Source organism: Pseudomonas sp. AK-TSAG1-1 (genome assembly GCF_056821665.1).
This window is the reverse complement of sequence record NZ_CM165965.1, coordinates 2,069,809-2,085,197: the sequence shown is the minus strand read 5'-3', so window position 1 is coordinate 2,085,197 and position 15,389 is coordinate 2,069,809. Positions and strand designations below refer to the sequence as shown.

The following is a 15,389-nucleotide window of genomic DNA, read 5'->3' as shown; positions in this document are numbered from 1 at the left end:
CACCAGGTCAATTTCTCTGCTGTGGAGGACAAAGCATGTCGACTGCCATCGGCGCACCGTTGAACGTCAGCAAACCCTGGCTCGCCGGATTGCTCACCAGCACGCTGTTTCTGATTGTCTGTCTGAGCTGGGGCACCACCTGGCTGGGGATCAAGATTGCCGTGGAAAGCGTGCCGCCGCTGACAGCGGCGGGGCTGCGTTTTCTGATTGCCTTTCCGCTATTCCTGAGCTTCGCCGTGTTGCGCAAGGAGCCGCTGCTGTTCCCACGGCAGAGTCGCTGGTTTTTCGTGTTCGTCACGCTGTCGTATTTCAGTCTGCCGTACTACTTGCTCAACTACGGCGAACTGCATGTTTCATCGGGGCTGACCGCGCTGCTGTTCAGTTGCATGCCGGTGTTTATCCTGATTTTTTCCGCGCTGTTTCTGCGCGAGAAAATCCTCCCCACGCAGATGCTCGGCATCGCCATCGGTTTCGCCAGTCTGTTCATGATCATTCGCAGCCAGGGCCTGCATCTGGACCAGGCCGAATGGCTCGGCGTGCTGGCGATTCTGTGCGCCGCGATCATGCATGCGCTGTGTTACGTGGTGACCAAGAAACACGGCAGCGCGATCAGCGTGATCACCTACAACACCCTGCCGATCGGCATCGCCGGGCTGATGTTATTCATTGTCGGACTCAACCTCGAAACACCGGTCTTCAAGGACATCACTGCACGCTCCTGGGGCGCCCTGCTCTACCTCGGACTGGTGGCGTCAGTGGGCGGCTTCATCGTGTATTTCGTCTTGCTCAAACGTTTGAGCCCGGTGCTGCTGTCGTTCGTGTTCATCATTTTTCCGGTGTTCGCCCTGCTCATCGGCGCCTGGTACGAAGGCACGCCAATCTCTCGGGACCTGATGTTGTATTCGACGATCCTGCTGGCCGGTTTCGCGATCACCAAACTGCCACTCAAACGCTGAACAGCGTGAGCACAAGGGCTCACACACAACACTCAACTTTGAACATTGGAGGTTCAAATGTCGGTACACACCATGGAAACCCTCAGCCTGTTTAACAGTGAACCCTACCGGCGGGCCTTTGGTGCTCGGGTAATCGCCGTGGTCGATCAGGCCGTCGTGCTGGAGCACACCCTGTTCTATCCCACCGGCGGCGGGCAGCCGGGTGACACGGGGTATTTCAGCCTGGTGGATGGCACCCGGATCGCGGTGACCGGCACCGTGCGCGATCCTCTGTTGCCGTCGATCATCTGGCATCAGGTGCAGGAGTGTCCGCCGCAGCTGTGCACTGGCGCACTGCTCAACGCCAGCCTCGACTGGCAGCGGCGTTATCAACACATGAAGATGCACACCTGTTTGCATCTGCTGGGCGCGCTTATCGATGCGCCGGTCACTGGCTGCAGCATCAGCGCCGACAAGGGTCGGCTGGATTTCGATCTGCCGGAGATGAGCCTCGACAAGGAGCGCATCACCCGCGATCTCAACGCACTGATCGAACGAGCCTGCCCGGTCAACGTGCTGACCCTGCCGGCTGCGGAGTACCCGGCCCTGCAGGAAAAGATCGGCAGCAAGAGCAGCAGGCCACCGGCGATCCAGGGCGATCTGCGCGTGATCGAAGTCGCGGGCATCGACCTGCAGCCCTGCGGCGGCACGCATGTGCTCAACACCCGGGAAATCGGCCGGGTGTATTGCGAAAAGATCGAGAAGAAAAGCCAGCACAACCGCCGGGTGACCCTGCGTTTTGCCTGAACTGCCAAGCATGGCGAGGATGAAAATTTCTTCACCCAAAACCGACGCGTTCTTTACGTCTTTGTAACATCTCAAACCCTACAATCCGCGCAAGCAGCGCATCCGGGCGAAAACCCCGATGCGCCCGCCCTCTCGGCCTGTCGAATTCAACAGGCCTGCATCACCCACCTCCCACTTGAACCTGAAGAACGAGCGCGCGCTCATTCTCGGTGGGGCGTGCAGACAGAAGCTACGCTCAGACTGCCGCGCCCCACTTGGAACCCGCTGGAATCACTGCTTATGAAGAAAGTGTTCCGTCACTACATCCCGGCCACGACCCGGCGCCTGCTGCCCAATCGCTGGGACTTGATCGCCATGCCGCTGGTGATCGGCTTTTTGCTGTTTTTCTCGATCACTGCCCGGGAAACCTGGGCGCCGATCGCCACCTTGCAGAGCGAGGTGATTTCCCTCGACCCGGGCAACCTGCCGGAATATGCCATGCGCACCACCCTGCGCATGCTCGCGGCGATGGTCGCGGCACTGATTTTCACCTTGCTCTACGGCACGTTGGCGGCGAAGAGTCGCCGCGCCGAAAAACTGCTGGTGCCAGTGCTGGACATCCTGCAATCAGTGCCGGTGCTGGGCTACATCTCGTTCACCGTGACCTTCTTTCTGCTGCTGTTTCCCGGCCGGGTACTGGGTGCAGAGTTCGCCGCGATCTTTGCCATTTTCACCAGCCAGGCATGGAACATGACCTTCAGCTTTTACCAGTCGCTGCGCATGCTGCCGCGCGATCTGCTGGAAGTCTCGACCAACCTGCAACTGTCCGGCTGGCAGCGATTCTGGAAACTCGACGTGCCTTTCGCCATTCCCGGGCTGGTGTGGAACATGATGATGAGCATGTCCGGCGGCTGGTTCTTCGTGGTCGCGTCCGAAGCAATCACCGTGGGCGATCAGACCATCACCCTGCCGGGCATCGGTTCATACCTGGCGCTGGCCATCGCGCAGCAGAACCTGCACGCGGTGGGTTATGTGATCCTGACGATGATCGTGGTGATCCTGATCTACGACCAGTTCCTGTTTCGCCCGCTGGTGGCCTGGGCCGACAAGTTCCGCATGGAGAACACCGCCTCGCAGACCGCCGCACCGGAGTCATGGGTACTGAATCTGATCCAGCGCACCCGGTTGATCCAGCGCCTGCTGCGCCCGTTCTCCCGCGTCATCAGCCGGCTGGGCAACATGCGCCTGAACCTGCCGCGCGCGACACGCCAGGCCATCGCCTCGGATAACCCGGCGACGTCGAAGATGATCGACTGGATCTGGGGCACGTTGATCGCGTTGCTGACTGCTTACGCGCTGTACCACATCGTGTTGTATGTCGGCACCGAAGTGACACTCGACGAGGTCGGTCACGTGTTCCTGCTGGGGGTCTTCACCCTGCTGCGGGTAGCCGGCCTGATCCTCATCGCCTCGCTGATCTGGGTGCCGCTGGGGGTGATGATCGGCCTGCGCCCGGCACTGGCGGAAAAGATCCAGCCACTGGCGCAATTTCTCGCGGCGTTTCCGGCGAACCTGCTGTTTCCGGTGTTCGTCATCGTGATCCTGCGCTACCAGTTGAACCCGGACATCTGGCTCAGCCCGCTGATCGTGCTCGGCACCCAGTGGTACATCCTGTTCAACGTGATCGCCGGGGCCAGCGCCTTCCCCAATGACTACAAAGAGGCCGCGACCAACTTCCGCATTCGCGGCTGGTTGTGGTGGCGCAAGGTCATGCTGCCAGGGATTTTTCCGTACTACGTGACCGGCGCCATTACCGCCTCGGGCGGCGCCTGGAACGCCAGCATCGTTTCCGAATTCGTCTCCTGGGGTCAGGACAAAGTCGTCGCCCACGGCCTCGGGGCCTACATCGCCCAGACCACGGCTGCCGGCGATTTTCCGAAAATCACCTTGGGCGTGGTGGTGATGGCGTTCTTCGTCGTGGCCTTCAATCGTCTGGTCTGGCGACCGATGTACGCCGTGGCCGAAAACAAACTCCGCCTGAACTGATGGGATTCGCTGCGATGAATACCTCTACCGAACAAACCGCCGCCAGCCCGCAAATCTACTCGCTCAGCGAGGTGAACCGGGTGTTTGGCAAAGGCAAGGAAGAACTGCAAGTGCTCAGCGGCGTGGACCTGACCCTGCTTGAAGGCGAGATCGTCGGCATGCTGGGGCGCTCGGGCTCGGGCAAATCCACTTTGCTGCGGATCATTGCCGGACTGATCGAGCCTTCGTCGGGCGACGTGCTATACAACGGCAAACCGCTGCACGGCCCGGCTGAAGGCGTGGCCATGGTGTTCCAGACCTTTGCCCTGTTCCCGTGGCTGACCGTGCTGGAAAACGTCGAAGCCGGCCTGCAAGCCTTGCAGGTCGAGCGCAAGGCTGCGCGCAAACGCGCCCTGGCCGCCATCGACCTGATCGGCCTCGACGGTTTCGAAAACGCCTACCCGCGCGAGTTGTCCGGCGGCATGCGCCAGCGTGTGGGCTTCGCCCGTGCGCTGGTGGTCAATCCGACCCTGTTGCTGATGGACGAACCCTTCTCGGCATTGGACGTGCTGACCGCCGAGACCTTGAGAAATGATCTGCTGGACCTGTGGAGCGGCAAGCAACTGCCGATCAAATCGATCCTGATCGTGACCCACAACATCGAAGAAGCGGTGCTGATGTGCGACCGTATTCTGGTGCTGTCTTCCAACCCGGGACGGGTGGTGGCGGAAATCAAAGTACCGTTCGCCCATCCACGCAACCGCCTGGATCCGGCCTTCCGGCAGATGGTCGATGATATCTACGCGCAGATGACTGACCGGCGCAGCGCGGACGCCAGCGCCGGCAAGCCCGAGCTGAAAATGAGCAGCCCGCTGCCGGAAGTCTCGACCAACCTGATGGCCGGCCTGATCGAAACCCTTGCCGCCGAGCCCTACAACGGCCACGCCGGCCTGCCTACCGTGGCCGAGCGACGCTTGCTGGAAGTGGACGATCTGTTTCCGGTGGCCGAGATACTCGAACACCTCGGTTTCGCCGAGCTCAAGGGCGCCGACATCACCCTGACCGATGCCGGCAAACTGTTCGCCGACTACGGCACCCAGGAGCGCAAAACCCTGTTCGCCGAGCACCTGATCCGCAATGTGCCGCTGGCCGCACGCATCCGCCAGGTGTTGCTGGAGCGCAACGGTCACCGCGCACCGCGGGTGCGTTTCGAGCAGGAGTTGGAGGACTCGCTGACCGAAGCGTTCGTCGAGAAAACCCTGGAAGTGGTGGTGGCCTGGGGTCGTTATGCGGAGATTTTTTCCTACGATGACCACACCGAAACGTTCAGCCTGGAGGATGTCGAGGGCAGCCTCTAGCCCGCGACACGTCCGGGGCTGCAGTCAAATGACAAACAGATCGACAAAGCGGTTCACTGGTGTGGCTTCGAGCGCTTGCTGATCCTTGCACAGGGAGAAGATCGCGTGGCTGCGCTGCCCGGTGAACCGCGTCGCCAGGTTGGCCCTGAACTTGTCCTCCAGCAACGGAATGCCCTCGGCGCGGCGACGACGATGGCCGATCGGGTATTCCACCACCACGTTCTCGGTGCTGCTGCCATCCTTGAAAAACACCTGCACCGCGTTGGCAATCGAGCGCTTGTCGGCCTCCAGATACTCGCGGGTGAAACGCGGGTTCTCGACGATGACCATTTTCTCGCGCAGCACATCGATGATCGGGTGCGCGGCGTGGAAATCGTCCTCGTACTGCTCCGCCACCAGATTGCCGAACGCCAGCGGCACAGCGGTCATGTACTGGATGCAATGGTCGCGGTCGGCCGCATTGGCCAGCGGCCCGACCTTGGAAATGATGCGTATCGCCGACTCGTGCGTGGTGATGACGATGCGGTCGATTTCGTGCAACCGGTTGCGCACCAGCGGGTGCAGGATGACGGCCGCTTCGCAGGCGGTTTGTGCATGGAACTCGGCGGGAAAACTGATCTTGAACAGGACATTTTCCATCACGTAACTGCCGTAGGGCCGCGAGAAGCTGAAGGCGCGTTTGCCTTCGGGTTTTAATGCCAGATCATTGTTGCTGTGGCTGAACGACACGTCGTAGAAGCCCCACTGCCTGGCCGTCAGCACCCCGGGAATCCCCATCTCGCCGCGCAGGGCGATGTCGGCCAGACGCACGCCACGGCTGGTCGCATCCCCCGCCGCCCAGGATTTGCGCGACCCGGCATTCGGCGCATGCCGATAGGTGCGCAGCGCCTGACCGTCGGCGAAGGCATGGGACAGCGCCGACAACAATTGCTCGCGGTTGGCGCCCATCAGTTTCGCGGTGACGGCGGTCGAGGCGACTTTCACCAGCAGGACGTGATCGAGCCCGACACGGTTGAAAGAGTTTTCCAGGGCGATCACGCCTTGAATCTCGTGAGCCATGATCATCGCTTCCAGCACATCACGCACCGTCAGCGGCGCTTCGCCATTGACGATGCGCTTTTGCGACAAGTGATCGGCCACCGCGAGAATCGCGCCGAGGTTGTCCGACGGATGCCCCCATTCGGCGGCCAGCCAGGTGTCGTTGTAATCGAGCCAGCGCACGATGCAGCCGATGTCCCACGCAGCCTTCACCGGGTCGAGCCGATACGGCGTGCCAGGCACCCGCGCCCCGAACGGCACGACGGTGCCTTCGACAATCGGGCCAAGGTGTTTGGTGCATTCGGGGAAACGCAGCGCCAGCAGGCCACAGCCGAGGGTGTCCATCAGGCAGTTGCGGGCGGTGTCGAGGGCTTCGGCAGATTCGATTTGGAAGGTGAGGACGTAATCGGCGATGTCCTGCAGGACACGGTCGTAGTCGGGACGGTTGTTCAGGTCGACGTTGGCGCTCATGTTCGATTCACTCTTGCAGTGGTTCGTTGATGGGACCTCGGTTCAGGGCTAGTTTTTTCTTATGGTTGAAATGCAATCCATTGTGGGAGTGAGCCTGCTCGCGAAAGCGGTGGATCAGCCAGCGCAAATGTCGACTGACACTACGCCTTCGCGAGCAAGCCCGCTCCCACAGTTTGGTTCGGTGTCGGGCCAGAAAGCGTCGCCGGGCACGCGAACAGTACTGTCCGGCACTAAATGCTCCCGCCTTGAAATGCTATCCCTGTGGGAGCGGGCTTGCTCGCGAAAGCGGTGGATCAGCCAGTGCAAATGTCGACTGACACTACGCCTTCGCGAGCAAGCCCGCTCCCACAGTTTTGTCCGGTGTCGGGTCAGAAAGCGTCGCCGGGCACGCGAACAGTACTGTCCAGCACCAAATGCTCCCGCCTTGAAATGCTATCCCCTGTGGGAGCGGGCTTGCTCGCGAAAGCGGTGGATCAGCCAGCGCAAATGTCGACTGACACACCGCTTTCGCGAGCAAGCCCGCTCCCACAGTTCTGTCCGGTGTCGGGTCAGAAAACGTCGCCGGGCACGCGAACAGTACTGTCCGGCACTAAATGGCCCTGCCTTGAAATGCTATCCCCTGTGGGAGCGGGCTTGCTCGCGAAAGCGGTGGATCAGCCAGCGCAAATGTCGACTGACACTACGCCTTCGCGAGCAAGCCCGCTCCCACAGTTTTGTCCGGTGTCGGGTCAGAAAGCGTCGCCGGGCACGCGAACAGTACTGTCCGGCACTAAATGCTCCTGCCTTGAAATGCTATCCCCTGTGGGAGCGGGCTTGCTCGCGAAAGCGGTGTGTCAGGCAACATCAATGTTGAATGTCAGTCAGCAATCGCGAGCAGGCTCACTCCCACAGTTTTGTCCGGTGTCGGGTCAGAAAGCGTCGCCGGGCACGCGGACGTAGCCTTCCATGAGGACGCGCGCACTGCGGCTCATGATGGCTTTTTTTACCGTCCATTCGCCGTTTTCCAGACTGGCCTCGGCCCCGACGCGCAAAGTCCCGGACGGATGGCCGAAGCGCACGGCATTGCGCTCAACGCCGCCTGCCGCAAGATTGACCAAGGTTCCGGAAATCGCCGCCGCCGTGCCAATCGCTACCGCCGCCGTGCCCATCATCGCGTGGTGCAATTTGCCCATCGACAGCGCGCGCACCAGCAGGTCGACATCACCGGCGGCAATCGCCTTGCCGCTGGACGCGACGTAATCCGCGGGCTTGGCGACGAACGCGACTTTCGGCGTGTGCTGCCGCTTGGCCGCTTCATCCAGATTGGCGATCAGGCCCATGCGCAGCGCACCGTAGGCGCGGATGGTTTCGAACATCTGCAGCGCTTTGGGATCACTGTTGATCGCACTCTGCAGCTCGGTACCTGTGTAACCAATGTCTTCGGCGTTGACGAAAATCGTCGGGATCCCGGCATTGATCATGGTCGCCTGGAAGGTGCCGACACCCGGCACTTCCAACTGATCGATCAGGTTGCCGGTGGGGAACATCGAGCCACCGCCGCCCTCTTCTTCCGCCGCCGGGTCCATGAATTCGACTTGCACTTCGGCTGCCGGAAAGGTCACGCCGTCGAGTTCGAAATCACCGGTTTCCTGCACTTCACCATGAGTGATCGGCACGTGGGCGATGATGGTCTTGCCGATGTTGGCCTGCCACACGCGCACCACCGCCACACCGTTGTGCGGAATGCGGCTGGCATCGACCAGACCGTTGCTGATGGCGAACGAACCAACTGCCGCCGAGAGGTTGCCGCAGTTGCCGCTCCAGTCCACAAACGGCTTGTCGATGGACACCTGACCGAACAGGTAATCAACGTCGTGATCAGCCTTGATGCTTTTTGACAGGATCACGGTTTTGCTGGTGCTCGAAGTGGCGCCGCCCATGCCGTCGATCTGCTTGTCGTACGGGTCGGGGCTGCCGATCACTCGCAGCAGCAAGGCATCGCGGGCCGGGCCGGGAACCTGCGCGGCTTCGGGCAAATCCTGCAGGCTGAAAAACACGCCTTTGCTGGTGCCGCCGCGCATGTAGGTGGCAGGGATCTTGATTTGTGGTGCGTGAGCCATGGTGCTCCTTAACCACAGGCGTGAGAGGTGGATCTCACGCCTGTATCAGTTGATTTAAACGGCAACCGCCGACTCTTCGAGGAAGTCCTGAGCGAAGCGCTGCAACACGCCGCCGGCCTCGTAGATCGACACTTCTTCAGCGGTATCCAGACGGCAGGTCACCGGCACGTCGAGGCGCTCGCCGTTGTTGCGATGGATCACCAGCGTCAGGTCGGCGCGCGGTGTACGGGCGCCAATCACGTCGTAGGTTTCGCTGCCGTCGATGCCCAGCGTCTTGCGGTCGGTGCCCGGTTTGAACTCCAGCGGCAACACGCCCATACCCACCAGGTTGGTGCGGTGAATGCGCTCGAAACCTTCGGCGGCAATCGCCTCGACACCGGCCAGGCGCACGCCCTTGGCCGCCCAGTCACGGGACGAGCCCTGACCGTAGTCGGCGCCAGCAATGATGATCAGCGGCTGCTTGCGCTCCATGTAGGTTTCAATGGCCTCCCACATGCGCATGACCTTGCCTTCCGGCTCCACACGAGCGAGCGAACCCTGTTTGACCTTGCCGTTTTCCATAACCATTTCATTGAACAGTTTCGGGTTGGCGAAGGTTGCGCGCTGCGCGGTCAGGTGGTCACCGCGGTGCGTTGCATACGAGTTGAAGTCCTCTTCCGGCAGGCCCATTTTTGCCAGGTATTCACCGGCGGCGCTGTCGAGCATGATCGCGTTCGAGGGCGACAGGTGATCGGTGGTGATGTTGTCCGGGAGCACCGCCAGCGGGCGCATGCCCTTGAGTGGTCGAGCGCCAGCCAGCGCGCCTTCCCAGTACGGCGGACGGCGGATGTAGGTGCTCATTTCGCGCCAGTCGTACAGCGGCGTGACTTTCGGGCCGGTGTCTTCGTGGATGGCGAACATCGGAATGTAGACCTGACGGAACTGCTCAGGCTTGACCGACGACTTGACCACCGCGTCGATCTCTTCGTCGCTCGGCCAGATGTCTTTCAAGCGGATTTGCTTGCCATCGACCACGCCCAGCACATCCTTCTCGATGTCGAAACGGATGGTGCCGGCGATGGCGTACGCGACCACCAGCGGCGGCGACGCAAGGAACGCCTGCTTGGCGTAAGGGTGGATGCGGCCGTCGAAGTTGCGGTTGCCCGAGAGCACGGCGGTGGCATACAGATCGCGGTCGATGATCTCTTGCTGGATCACCGGATCGAGTGCACCGGACATGCCGTTGCAGGTGGTGCAGGCGAACGCGACGACACCGAAACCAAGTTGCTCCAGCTCCGTGGTCAGCCCGGCCTCATCGAGGTACAGCGCGACGGTTTTCGAACCCGGCGCCAGCGAGGATTTGACCCACGGTTTGCGCGTCAGCCCGAGCTTGTTGGCATTGCGCGCCAGCAGGCCGGCAGCGATCACGTTGCGCGGGTTGCTGGTGTTGGTGCAACTGGTGATGGCGGCGATGATCACTGCGCCGTCGGGCATTTGCCCCGGCACATCATCCCACTGCCCGGAAATGCCCTTGGCCGCCAGATCCGCCACTGCCACGCGAGCGTGCGGGTTGCTCGGGCCGGCCATGTTGCGCACCACCGACGACAGGTCGAAGCTCAGGCCGCGCTCGTATTGCGCGCCTTTCAGGCTGTCGGCCCACAGGCCGTTGAGCCTGGCGTACTGCTCGACGAGCTGCACTTGCTGGTCTTCACGGCCAGTGAGTTTCAGGTAGTCGATGGTTTGCTGATCAATGTAGAACATCGCCGCCGTGGCGCCGTACTCCGGGGCCATGTTGGAGATGGTCGCGCGGTCGCCCAGGGTCAGCGCGGCAGCCCCCTCGCCGAAGAACTCCAGCCACGCGCCGACGACTTTCTGCTTGCGCAGGTATTCGGTCAGCGCCAGCACCATGTCGGTGGCGGTGATGCCCGGTTGCAGCTTGCCGGTCAGTTCGACGCCGACGCTTTCCGGCAGGCGCATCCATGAGGCGCGACCGAGCATCACGCTCTCGGCTTCGAGGCCGCCGACGCCGATGGCGATCACGCCCAGCGCATCGACGTGCGGGGTGTGGCTGTCGGTGCCGACGCAGGTGTCAGGGAACGCCACGCCGTCGCGCACCTGGATCACCGGGGACATTTTTTCCAGATTGATCTGGTGCATGATGCCGTTGCCCGGCGGGATCACGTCGACGTTCTTGAAGGCCTTCCTGGTCCAGTTGATGAAGTGGAAACGGTCTTCGTTGCGACGGTCTTCGATGGCACGGTTCTTCTCGAACGCCTGCTTGTCGAAACCGCCCGCTTCCACCGCCAGCGAGTGGTCGACGATCAGTTGCGTCGGCACCACCGGGTTGACCTGTGCCGGGTCGCCGCCCTGCAGGGCAATTGCGTCACGCAGGCCGGCGAGGTCGACCAGTGCGGTCTGGCCGAGAATGTCGTGGCACACCACGCGCGCCGGGAACCATGGGAAGTCGAGGTCGCGTTTGCGCTCGATCAGTTGTTTCAGCGAATCGGTGAGCGTGGCCGGGTCGCAGCGACGCACGAGGTTTTCCGCCAGCACGCGGGAGGTGTACGGCAGGGTGTCGTAACTGCCGGGCTGAATCGCCTCGACCGCCGCGCGGACGTCGAAATAATCCAGGGAACTGCCGGGCAGGTTTTTGCGGAATTCTGTGTTCATCGGGTCAGGACTCGGGTCACGGTAGTTTCAAAGGGTGGGCACGACACCGGCACTGAATCCAACTCGGTCAACGGTGGGAGGGGGTTTGCTCCCGAATGCGGAGTGTCATTCAACGGATTTGTCGACTGATACACCGCATTCGCGAGCAAGCCCGCTCCCACATTGGCTCCGGTTTATCCCGTTACCTGTGTGGCAGCTTCACCATTCAGCGACGTTCGATTGGCACGAACTTGCGCTGTTCGACGCCGACGTATTCGGCGCTGGGGCGGATGATGCGGTTGTTGGCACGCTGTTCGAACACGTGCGCGGCCCAGCCGGTCAGGCGCGAGCAGACAAAGATCGGCGTGAACAGCTTGGTCGGGATGCCCATGAAGTGGTACGCCGAGGCATGGTAGAAATCGGCGTTGGGGAACAGTTTCTTTTGCTCCCACATGGTCTTGTCGATGGCTTCGGAAACTGCGAACAGCACCTTGTCACCCACTTCGTCGGCGAGTTTTTTCGACCAGCCCTTGATCACCTCGTTGCGCGGATCACTGTCTTTATAGATCGCGTGACCGAAGCCCATGATCTTGTCCTTGCGCTCGAGCATGCCAAGGGTGCCCTTGATCGCCTCTTCGGGCGATGAGAAGCGCTCGATCATTTCCATCGCCGCTTCGTTGGCACCGCCGTGCAGCGGACCACGCAGCGAACCAATGGCCGCGGTGACGCAGGAATACAGGTCGGACAGGGTCGAAGCGCACACCCGAGCGGTGAAGGTCGAGGCGTTGAATTCGTGCTCGGCATAGAGGATCAGCGACACGTTCATCACTTTGACGTGCAGCTCGCTCGGCTTCTTGTCGTGCAGCAGGTGCAGGAAATGGCCGCCGATGGACTGTTCGTCGGTTACGCAATTGATGCGCTTGCCGTCATGGCTGAAGCGATACCAGTAGCACATGATCGCCGGGAATGCGGCGAGCAGACGGTCGGTTTTGTCGCGCTGCTCGGAGAAGTCTTTCTCCGGCTCGATGTTGCCCAGAAACGAGCAACCGGTGCGCATCACGTCCATCGGGTGAGCGTCGGCAGGGATGCGTTCGAGCACTTCTTTCAGCGCTTGCGGCAAGTCGCGCAGCTTGCCCAGTTTTTGCTGGTAGGCGTCGAGTTGCGCCTGGGTGGGCAGCTCGCCGTACAGCAGCAGGTAGGCCACTTCTTCGAACTGCGCGTCTGCCGCCAGTTCACGCACATCGTAGCCGCGATAGGTCAGCCCGGCGCCGGCCTGGCCCACGGTGGACAGTGCGGTCTGCCCGGCAACCTGGCCCCGGAGCCCGGCGCCACTGAGTACTTTTGCTTCGGCCATTGTGTTCTCCAATCTTTTTGAATTTGTATGGGGAAACGTGTGGGAGCGAACCTGCTCGCGAAGGTAGCTGGAACACCTCGGCGCATCAGGAACACCGCGTTATCGTTAACGCCCATCGCGAGCAGGCTCGCTCCCACAAGGGTTTTATTCAGCCTTTCTTTTGTGCAAACAACGCATCGAGCTTCTGCTCGAAGGTGTGGTAGTCGATGCGATCGTAAAGCTCCATGCGAGTCTGCATGGTGTCGATGACATTCTGCTGCGTGCCATCGCGGCGGATCGCGGTGTAGACGTTTTCCGCCGCCTTGTTCATCGCGCGGAACGCCGACAGCGGGTACAGCACCAGCGACACATCCGCCCCCGCGAGCTGCTCGGTGGTGTACAGCGGCGTCGAGCCGAACTCGGTGATGTTGGCGAGGATCGGCGCCTTCACGCGGTTGGCGAACAGCTTGTACATCTCAAGCTCGGTGATGGCTTCCGGGAAGATCATGTCAGCGCCGGCCTCGATGCACGCGGCGGCGCGATCCAGTGCCGATTCCAGACCTTCAACGGCCAGCGCGTCGGTGCGCGCCATGATCACGAAGCTGTCGTCGGTACGGGCGTCAACGGCGGCCTTGATGCGGTCGACCATTTCCTGCTGGCTGACGATCTCTTTATTCGGACGGTGGCCGCAACGCTTGGCGCCGACCTGGTCTTCGATGTGAATCGCCGCCGCGCCGAACTTGATCATCGACTTCACGGTGCGCGCGACGTTGAACGCCGACGAACCGAAACCGGTATCCACGTCCACCAGCAGCGGCAGATCGCAGACGTCGGTGATGCGGCGCACGTCGGTCAGCACGTCATCCAGGCCGGTGATGCCCAGGTCCGGCACGCCGAGGGAGCCTGCGGCCACCCCGCCACCGGACAGGTAGATCGCCTTGAAACCGGCGCGCTTGGCCAGCAGCGCGTGGTTGGCGTTGATCGCGCCGACCACCTGCAATGGGTGCTCGCTGGCGACCGCATCGCGGAAACGCTGGCCTGGAGTGTTCTGCTTGGAACTCATGACTCACCTCGTTCAGTGGCTGTCTTATTGTCGGCGCCGTCCTGGTAATGACGGGCGATGTTGCGTTTCGAGGCGCCGATGTGGCGGCGCATCAACAATTCCGCGAGTTCACCGTCACGGTCGGCGATGGCATCGAGAATCCGGTGGTGTTCGGCGAAGGCCTGGCGCGGCCGGTTGGGTGTGGTGGAAAACTGGATGCGGTACATGCGCACCAGTTGGTACAGCTCGCCGCAGAGCATCTGCGTCAGCGTGCGGTTGCCGCTGCCCTGGATGATCCGGTAATGAAAGTCGAAATCGCCTTCCTGCTGGTAATAGCCGACGCCGGCCTGAAACGCGGCATCGCGCTCGTGGGTTTCCAGCACCCGGCGCAGTTCGTCAATTTCTTCGACGCTCATGCGTTCGGCCGCCAGACGGCAGGCCATGCCCTCGAGGGATTCGCGGATTTCGTAGAGTTCGAGCAATTCGGCGTGGCTGAGCGACACCACCCGTGCGCCGACATGCGGTACACGCACCAACAGGCGCTGGCCTTCGAGCCGATGAATGGCCTCGCGCAGTGGCCCGCGGCTGATGCCGTAGGTGCGCGCCAATTCAGGCTCGGAGATCTTGCTGCCCGGGGCGATCTCGCCTTTGACGATGGCCGCCTGGATGCGTCGGAAGACGTTTTCCGAGAGCGTCTCGGAGTCGTCGCCACTGATGACCGGGGGATCGAGTTGATCCAGCATATTGTCGACACCTTAAAATCCAATGCGGCAAAAACTAGCCAATTCACCCGCATCAGTCAAAGGATAAATACACATTGTCGACAATCGTCTAATAACCGTCAGTAATCTTCCAATGTGGGAGCGAGCCTGCTCGCGAAAGCGCAGTGTCAGTCGAGATCGGTTCCAGGATGCCCGACCGCCTTCGCGGGCGGGCTTGCTCCCACTGGGAATCCTCAAGGGGTATAGACCTGTGCAGGCGCTGGCGCCATAAAACCACCGTGCTAGAATGCCGCCCGCATTTGCTGGCCATTTGCACGGCTTGTCATAAAAAGCTGATAGGCACACGAAGGCGCTTGCGCAAGTTTTGCCAGGAACCTGAACCGAGAACGGAACGCTGCGCACCAGGATTTATGAGACTCAAGCCCTTCCCCACATTTTTTGCACTGTTTTGCCTGCCCGGCCTGGCTGCCGCGGGGGAAAAAACCGTGTACGGCCTCAACGAATATGCATCGCTTGATGGCATCAATCTGCAAGTGGCGGCCAAACTCGACACCGGCGCCAAAACCGCTTCGCTGAGCGCCCGCGACATCAAACGCTTCAAACGCAATGGCGAGTCCTGGGTGCGCTTCTATCTGGCAATTGACGCCGCGCACTCGCACCCGATCGAACGACCGCTGGCCCGGGTCAGCAAGATCAAGCGCCGCGCCGGCGACTACGACCCGGAAGAAGGCAAAAAGTACACAGCCCGCCCGGTGATCGAGCTGGACATCTGCATGGGGGCGGCGCTGCGCAGCATCGAAGTGAACCTGACCGACCGTAGTGCGTTCCAATACCCGCTTTTGATCGGCTCCGAAGCCCTGAAACGCTTCGACGCGCTGGTCGACCCCAGTCTTAAATACGCTGCCGGCAAACCCGCCTGCACCATCGCCGCTCATACCGCCGAGTAATTTCC

The 15,389-nt window shown here is 61.5% G+C and carries 11 protein-coding genes; 5 read left to right on the top strand and 6 right to left on the bottom strand.

Annotated elements, in window-relative coordinates; genetic code table 11:
• Window positions 1–35 precede the first annotated feature (35 nt).
• The 4 genes from AC1UK9_RS09615 to AC1UK9_RS09600 all read left to right on the top strand — a co-directional run bounded on the left by AC1UK9_RS09615 (window position 36) and on the right by AC1UK9_RS09600 (window position 5,104).
• A complete protein-coding gene (locus AC1UK9_RS09615) occupies window positions 36–956 on the top strand; it encodes a DMT family transporter (RefSeq protein ID WP_473015023.1) in 921 nt (306 codons plus the stop codon).
• Window positions 957–1,013: 57 nt separating this feature from the next.
• On the top strand, window positions 1,014–1,742 hold the full coding sequence (locus tag AC1UK9_RS09610; RefSeq protein ID WP_473015022.1) for an alanyl-tRNA editing protein: 729 nt from the start codon (window positions 1,014–1,016) through the stop codon (window positions 1,740–1,742).
• Window positions 1,743–2,021: 279 nt separating this feature from the next.
• Window positions 2,022–3,767, top strand: coding sequence for an ABC transporter permease (locus AC1UK9_RS09605; RefSeq protein WP_482579925.1), 1,746 nt, complete (start codon window positions 2,022–2,024; stop codon window positions 3,765–3,767).
• A gap of 14 nt (window positions 3,768–3,781) precedes the next feature.
• Window positions 3,782–5,104 carry an ABC transporter ATP-binding protein gene (locus AC1UK9_RS09600; protein ID WP_025110323.1) on the top strand — a complete coding sequence of 441 codons (1,323 nt, stop codon included), beginning with the start codon at window positions 3,782–3,784 and terminating at the stop codon, window positions 5,102–5,104.
• A 24-nt stretch (window positions 5,105–5,128) separates the two neighbouring features.
• Here the strand turns inward: AC1UK9_RS09600 and prpD are convergent, their stop codons facing one another.
• From prpD to AC1UK9_RS09570, 6 genes are all read right to left on the bottom strand, one after another.
• Window positions 5,129–6,613 (bottom strand): 2-methylcitrate dehydratase, encoded by a 1,485-nt coding sequence (gene prpD / locus AC1UK9_RS09595; protein ID WP_482579924.1) that lies wholly within the window; start codon window positions 6,611–6,613, stop codon window positions 5,129–5,131.
• A gap of 908 nt (window positions 6,614–7,521) precedes the next feature.
• Complete coding sequence (prpF, locus tag AC1UK9_RS09590; RefSeq protein WP_482579923.1) at window positions 7,522–8,712, bottom strand: 2-methylaconitate cis-trans isomerase PrpF; 1,191 nt, start codon at window positions 8,710–8,712, stop codon at window positions 7,522–7,524.
• Between the two features lie 54 nt (window positions 8,713–8,766).
• Complete coding sequence (gene acnD, locus AC1UK9_RS09585; RefSeq protein WP_025110320.1) at window positions 8,767–11,361, bottom strand: Fe/S-dependent 2-methylisocitrate dehydratase AcnD; 2,595 nt, start codon at window positions 11,359–11,361, stop codon at window positions 8,767–8,769.
• Window positions 11,362–11,566: 205 nt separating this feature from the next.
• The gene (gene prpC / locus AC1UK9_RS09580; RefSeq protein WP_025110319.1) at window positions 11,567–12,694 is read right to left on the bottom strand and encodes a bifunctional 2-methylcitrate synthase/citrate synthase; all 1,128 of its coding nucleotides are present in this window, start codon (window positions 12,692–12,694) and stop codon (window positions 11,567–11,569) included.
• Window positions 12,695–12,842: 148 nt separating this feature from the next.
• A complete protein-coding gene (gene prpB, locus AC1UK9_RS09575) occupies window positions 12,843–13,736 on the bottom strand; it encodes a methylisocitrate lyase (protein WP_007960897.1) in 894 nt (297 codons plus the stop codon).
• Complete coding sequence (locus AC1UK9_RS09570; protein WP_169432611.1) at window positions 13,733–14,455, bottom strand: GntR family transcriptional regulator; 723 nt, start codon at window positions 14,453–14,455, stop codon at window positions 13,733–13,735. Before AC1UK9_RS09570 ends, prpB begins: the two co-directional genes overlap by 4 nt.
• Window positions 14,456–14,847: 392 nt before the next feature.
• On the opposite strand from AC1UK9_RS09570, the gene rloA reads away from it, so the two are divergent.
• Window positions 14,848–15,384, top strand: a complete 537-nt coding sequence (gene rloA, locus AC1UK9_RS09565) for a retropepsin-like aspartic peptidase RloA (RefSeq protein ID WP_482579922.1) — start codon at window positions 14,848–14,850, stop codon at window positions 15,382–15,384.
• Window positions 15,385–15,389: the final 5 nt, after the last annotated feature.

Bases quoted from the DNA above. Each gene is read 5' to 3' on its own strand.
- AC1UK9_RS09615 (WP_473015023.1), top strand. From the start codon at position 36: ATGTCGACTGCCATCGGCGCACCGTTGAACGTCAGCAAACCCTGGCTC.
- AC1UK9_RS09610 (WP_473015022.1), top strand. From the start codon at position 1,014: ATGTCGGTACACACCATGGAAACCCTCAGCCTGTTTAACAGTGAACCC.
- AC1UK9_RS09605 (WP_482579925.1), top strand. From the start codon at position 2,022: ATGAAGAAAGTGTTCCGTCACTACATCCCGGCCACGACCCGGCGCCTG.
- AC1UK9_RS09600 (WP_025110323.1), top strand. From the start codon at position 3,782: ATGAATACCTCTACCGAACAAACCGCCGCCAGCCCGCAAATCTACTCG.
- prpD (WP_482579924.1), bottom strand. From the start codon at position 6,613: ATGAGCGCCAACGTCGACCTGAACAACCGTCCCGACTACGACCGTGTC.
- prpF (WP_482579923.1), bottom strand. From the start codon at position 8,712: ATGGCTCACGCACCACAAATCAAGATCCCTGCCACCTACATGCGCGGC.
- acnD (WP_025110320.1), bottom strand. From the start codon at position 11,361: ATGAACACAGAATTCCGCAAAAACCTGCCCGGCAGTTCCCTGGATTAT.
- prpC (WP_025110319.1), bottom strand. From the start codon at position 12,694: ATGGCCGAAGCAAAAGTACTCAGTGGCGCCGGGCTCCGGGGCCAGGTT.
- prpB (WP_007960897.1), bottom strand. From the start codon at position 13,736: ATGAGTTCCAAGCAGAACACTCCAGGCCAGCGTTTCCGCGATGCGGTC.
- rloA (WP_482579922.1), top strand. From the start codon at position 14,848: ATGAGACTCAAGCCCTTCCCCACATTTTTTGCACTGTTTTGCCTGCCC.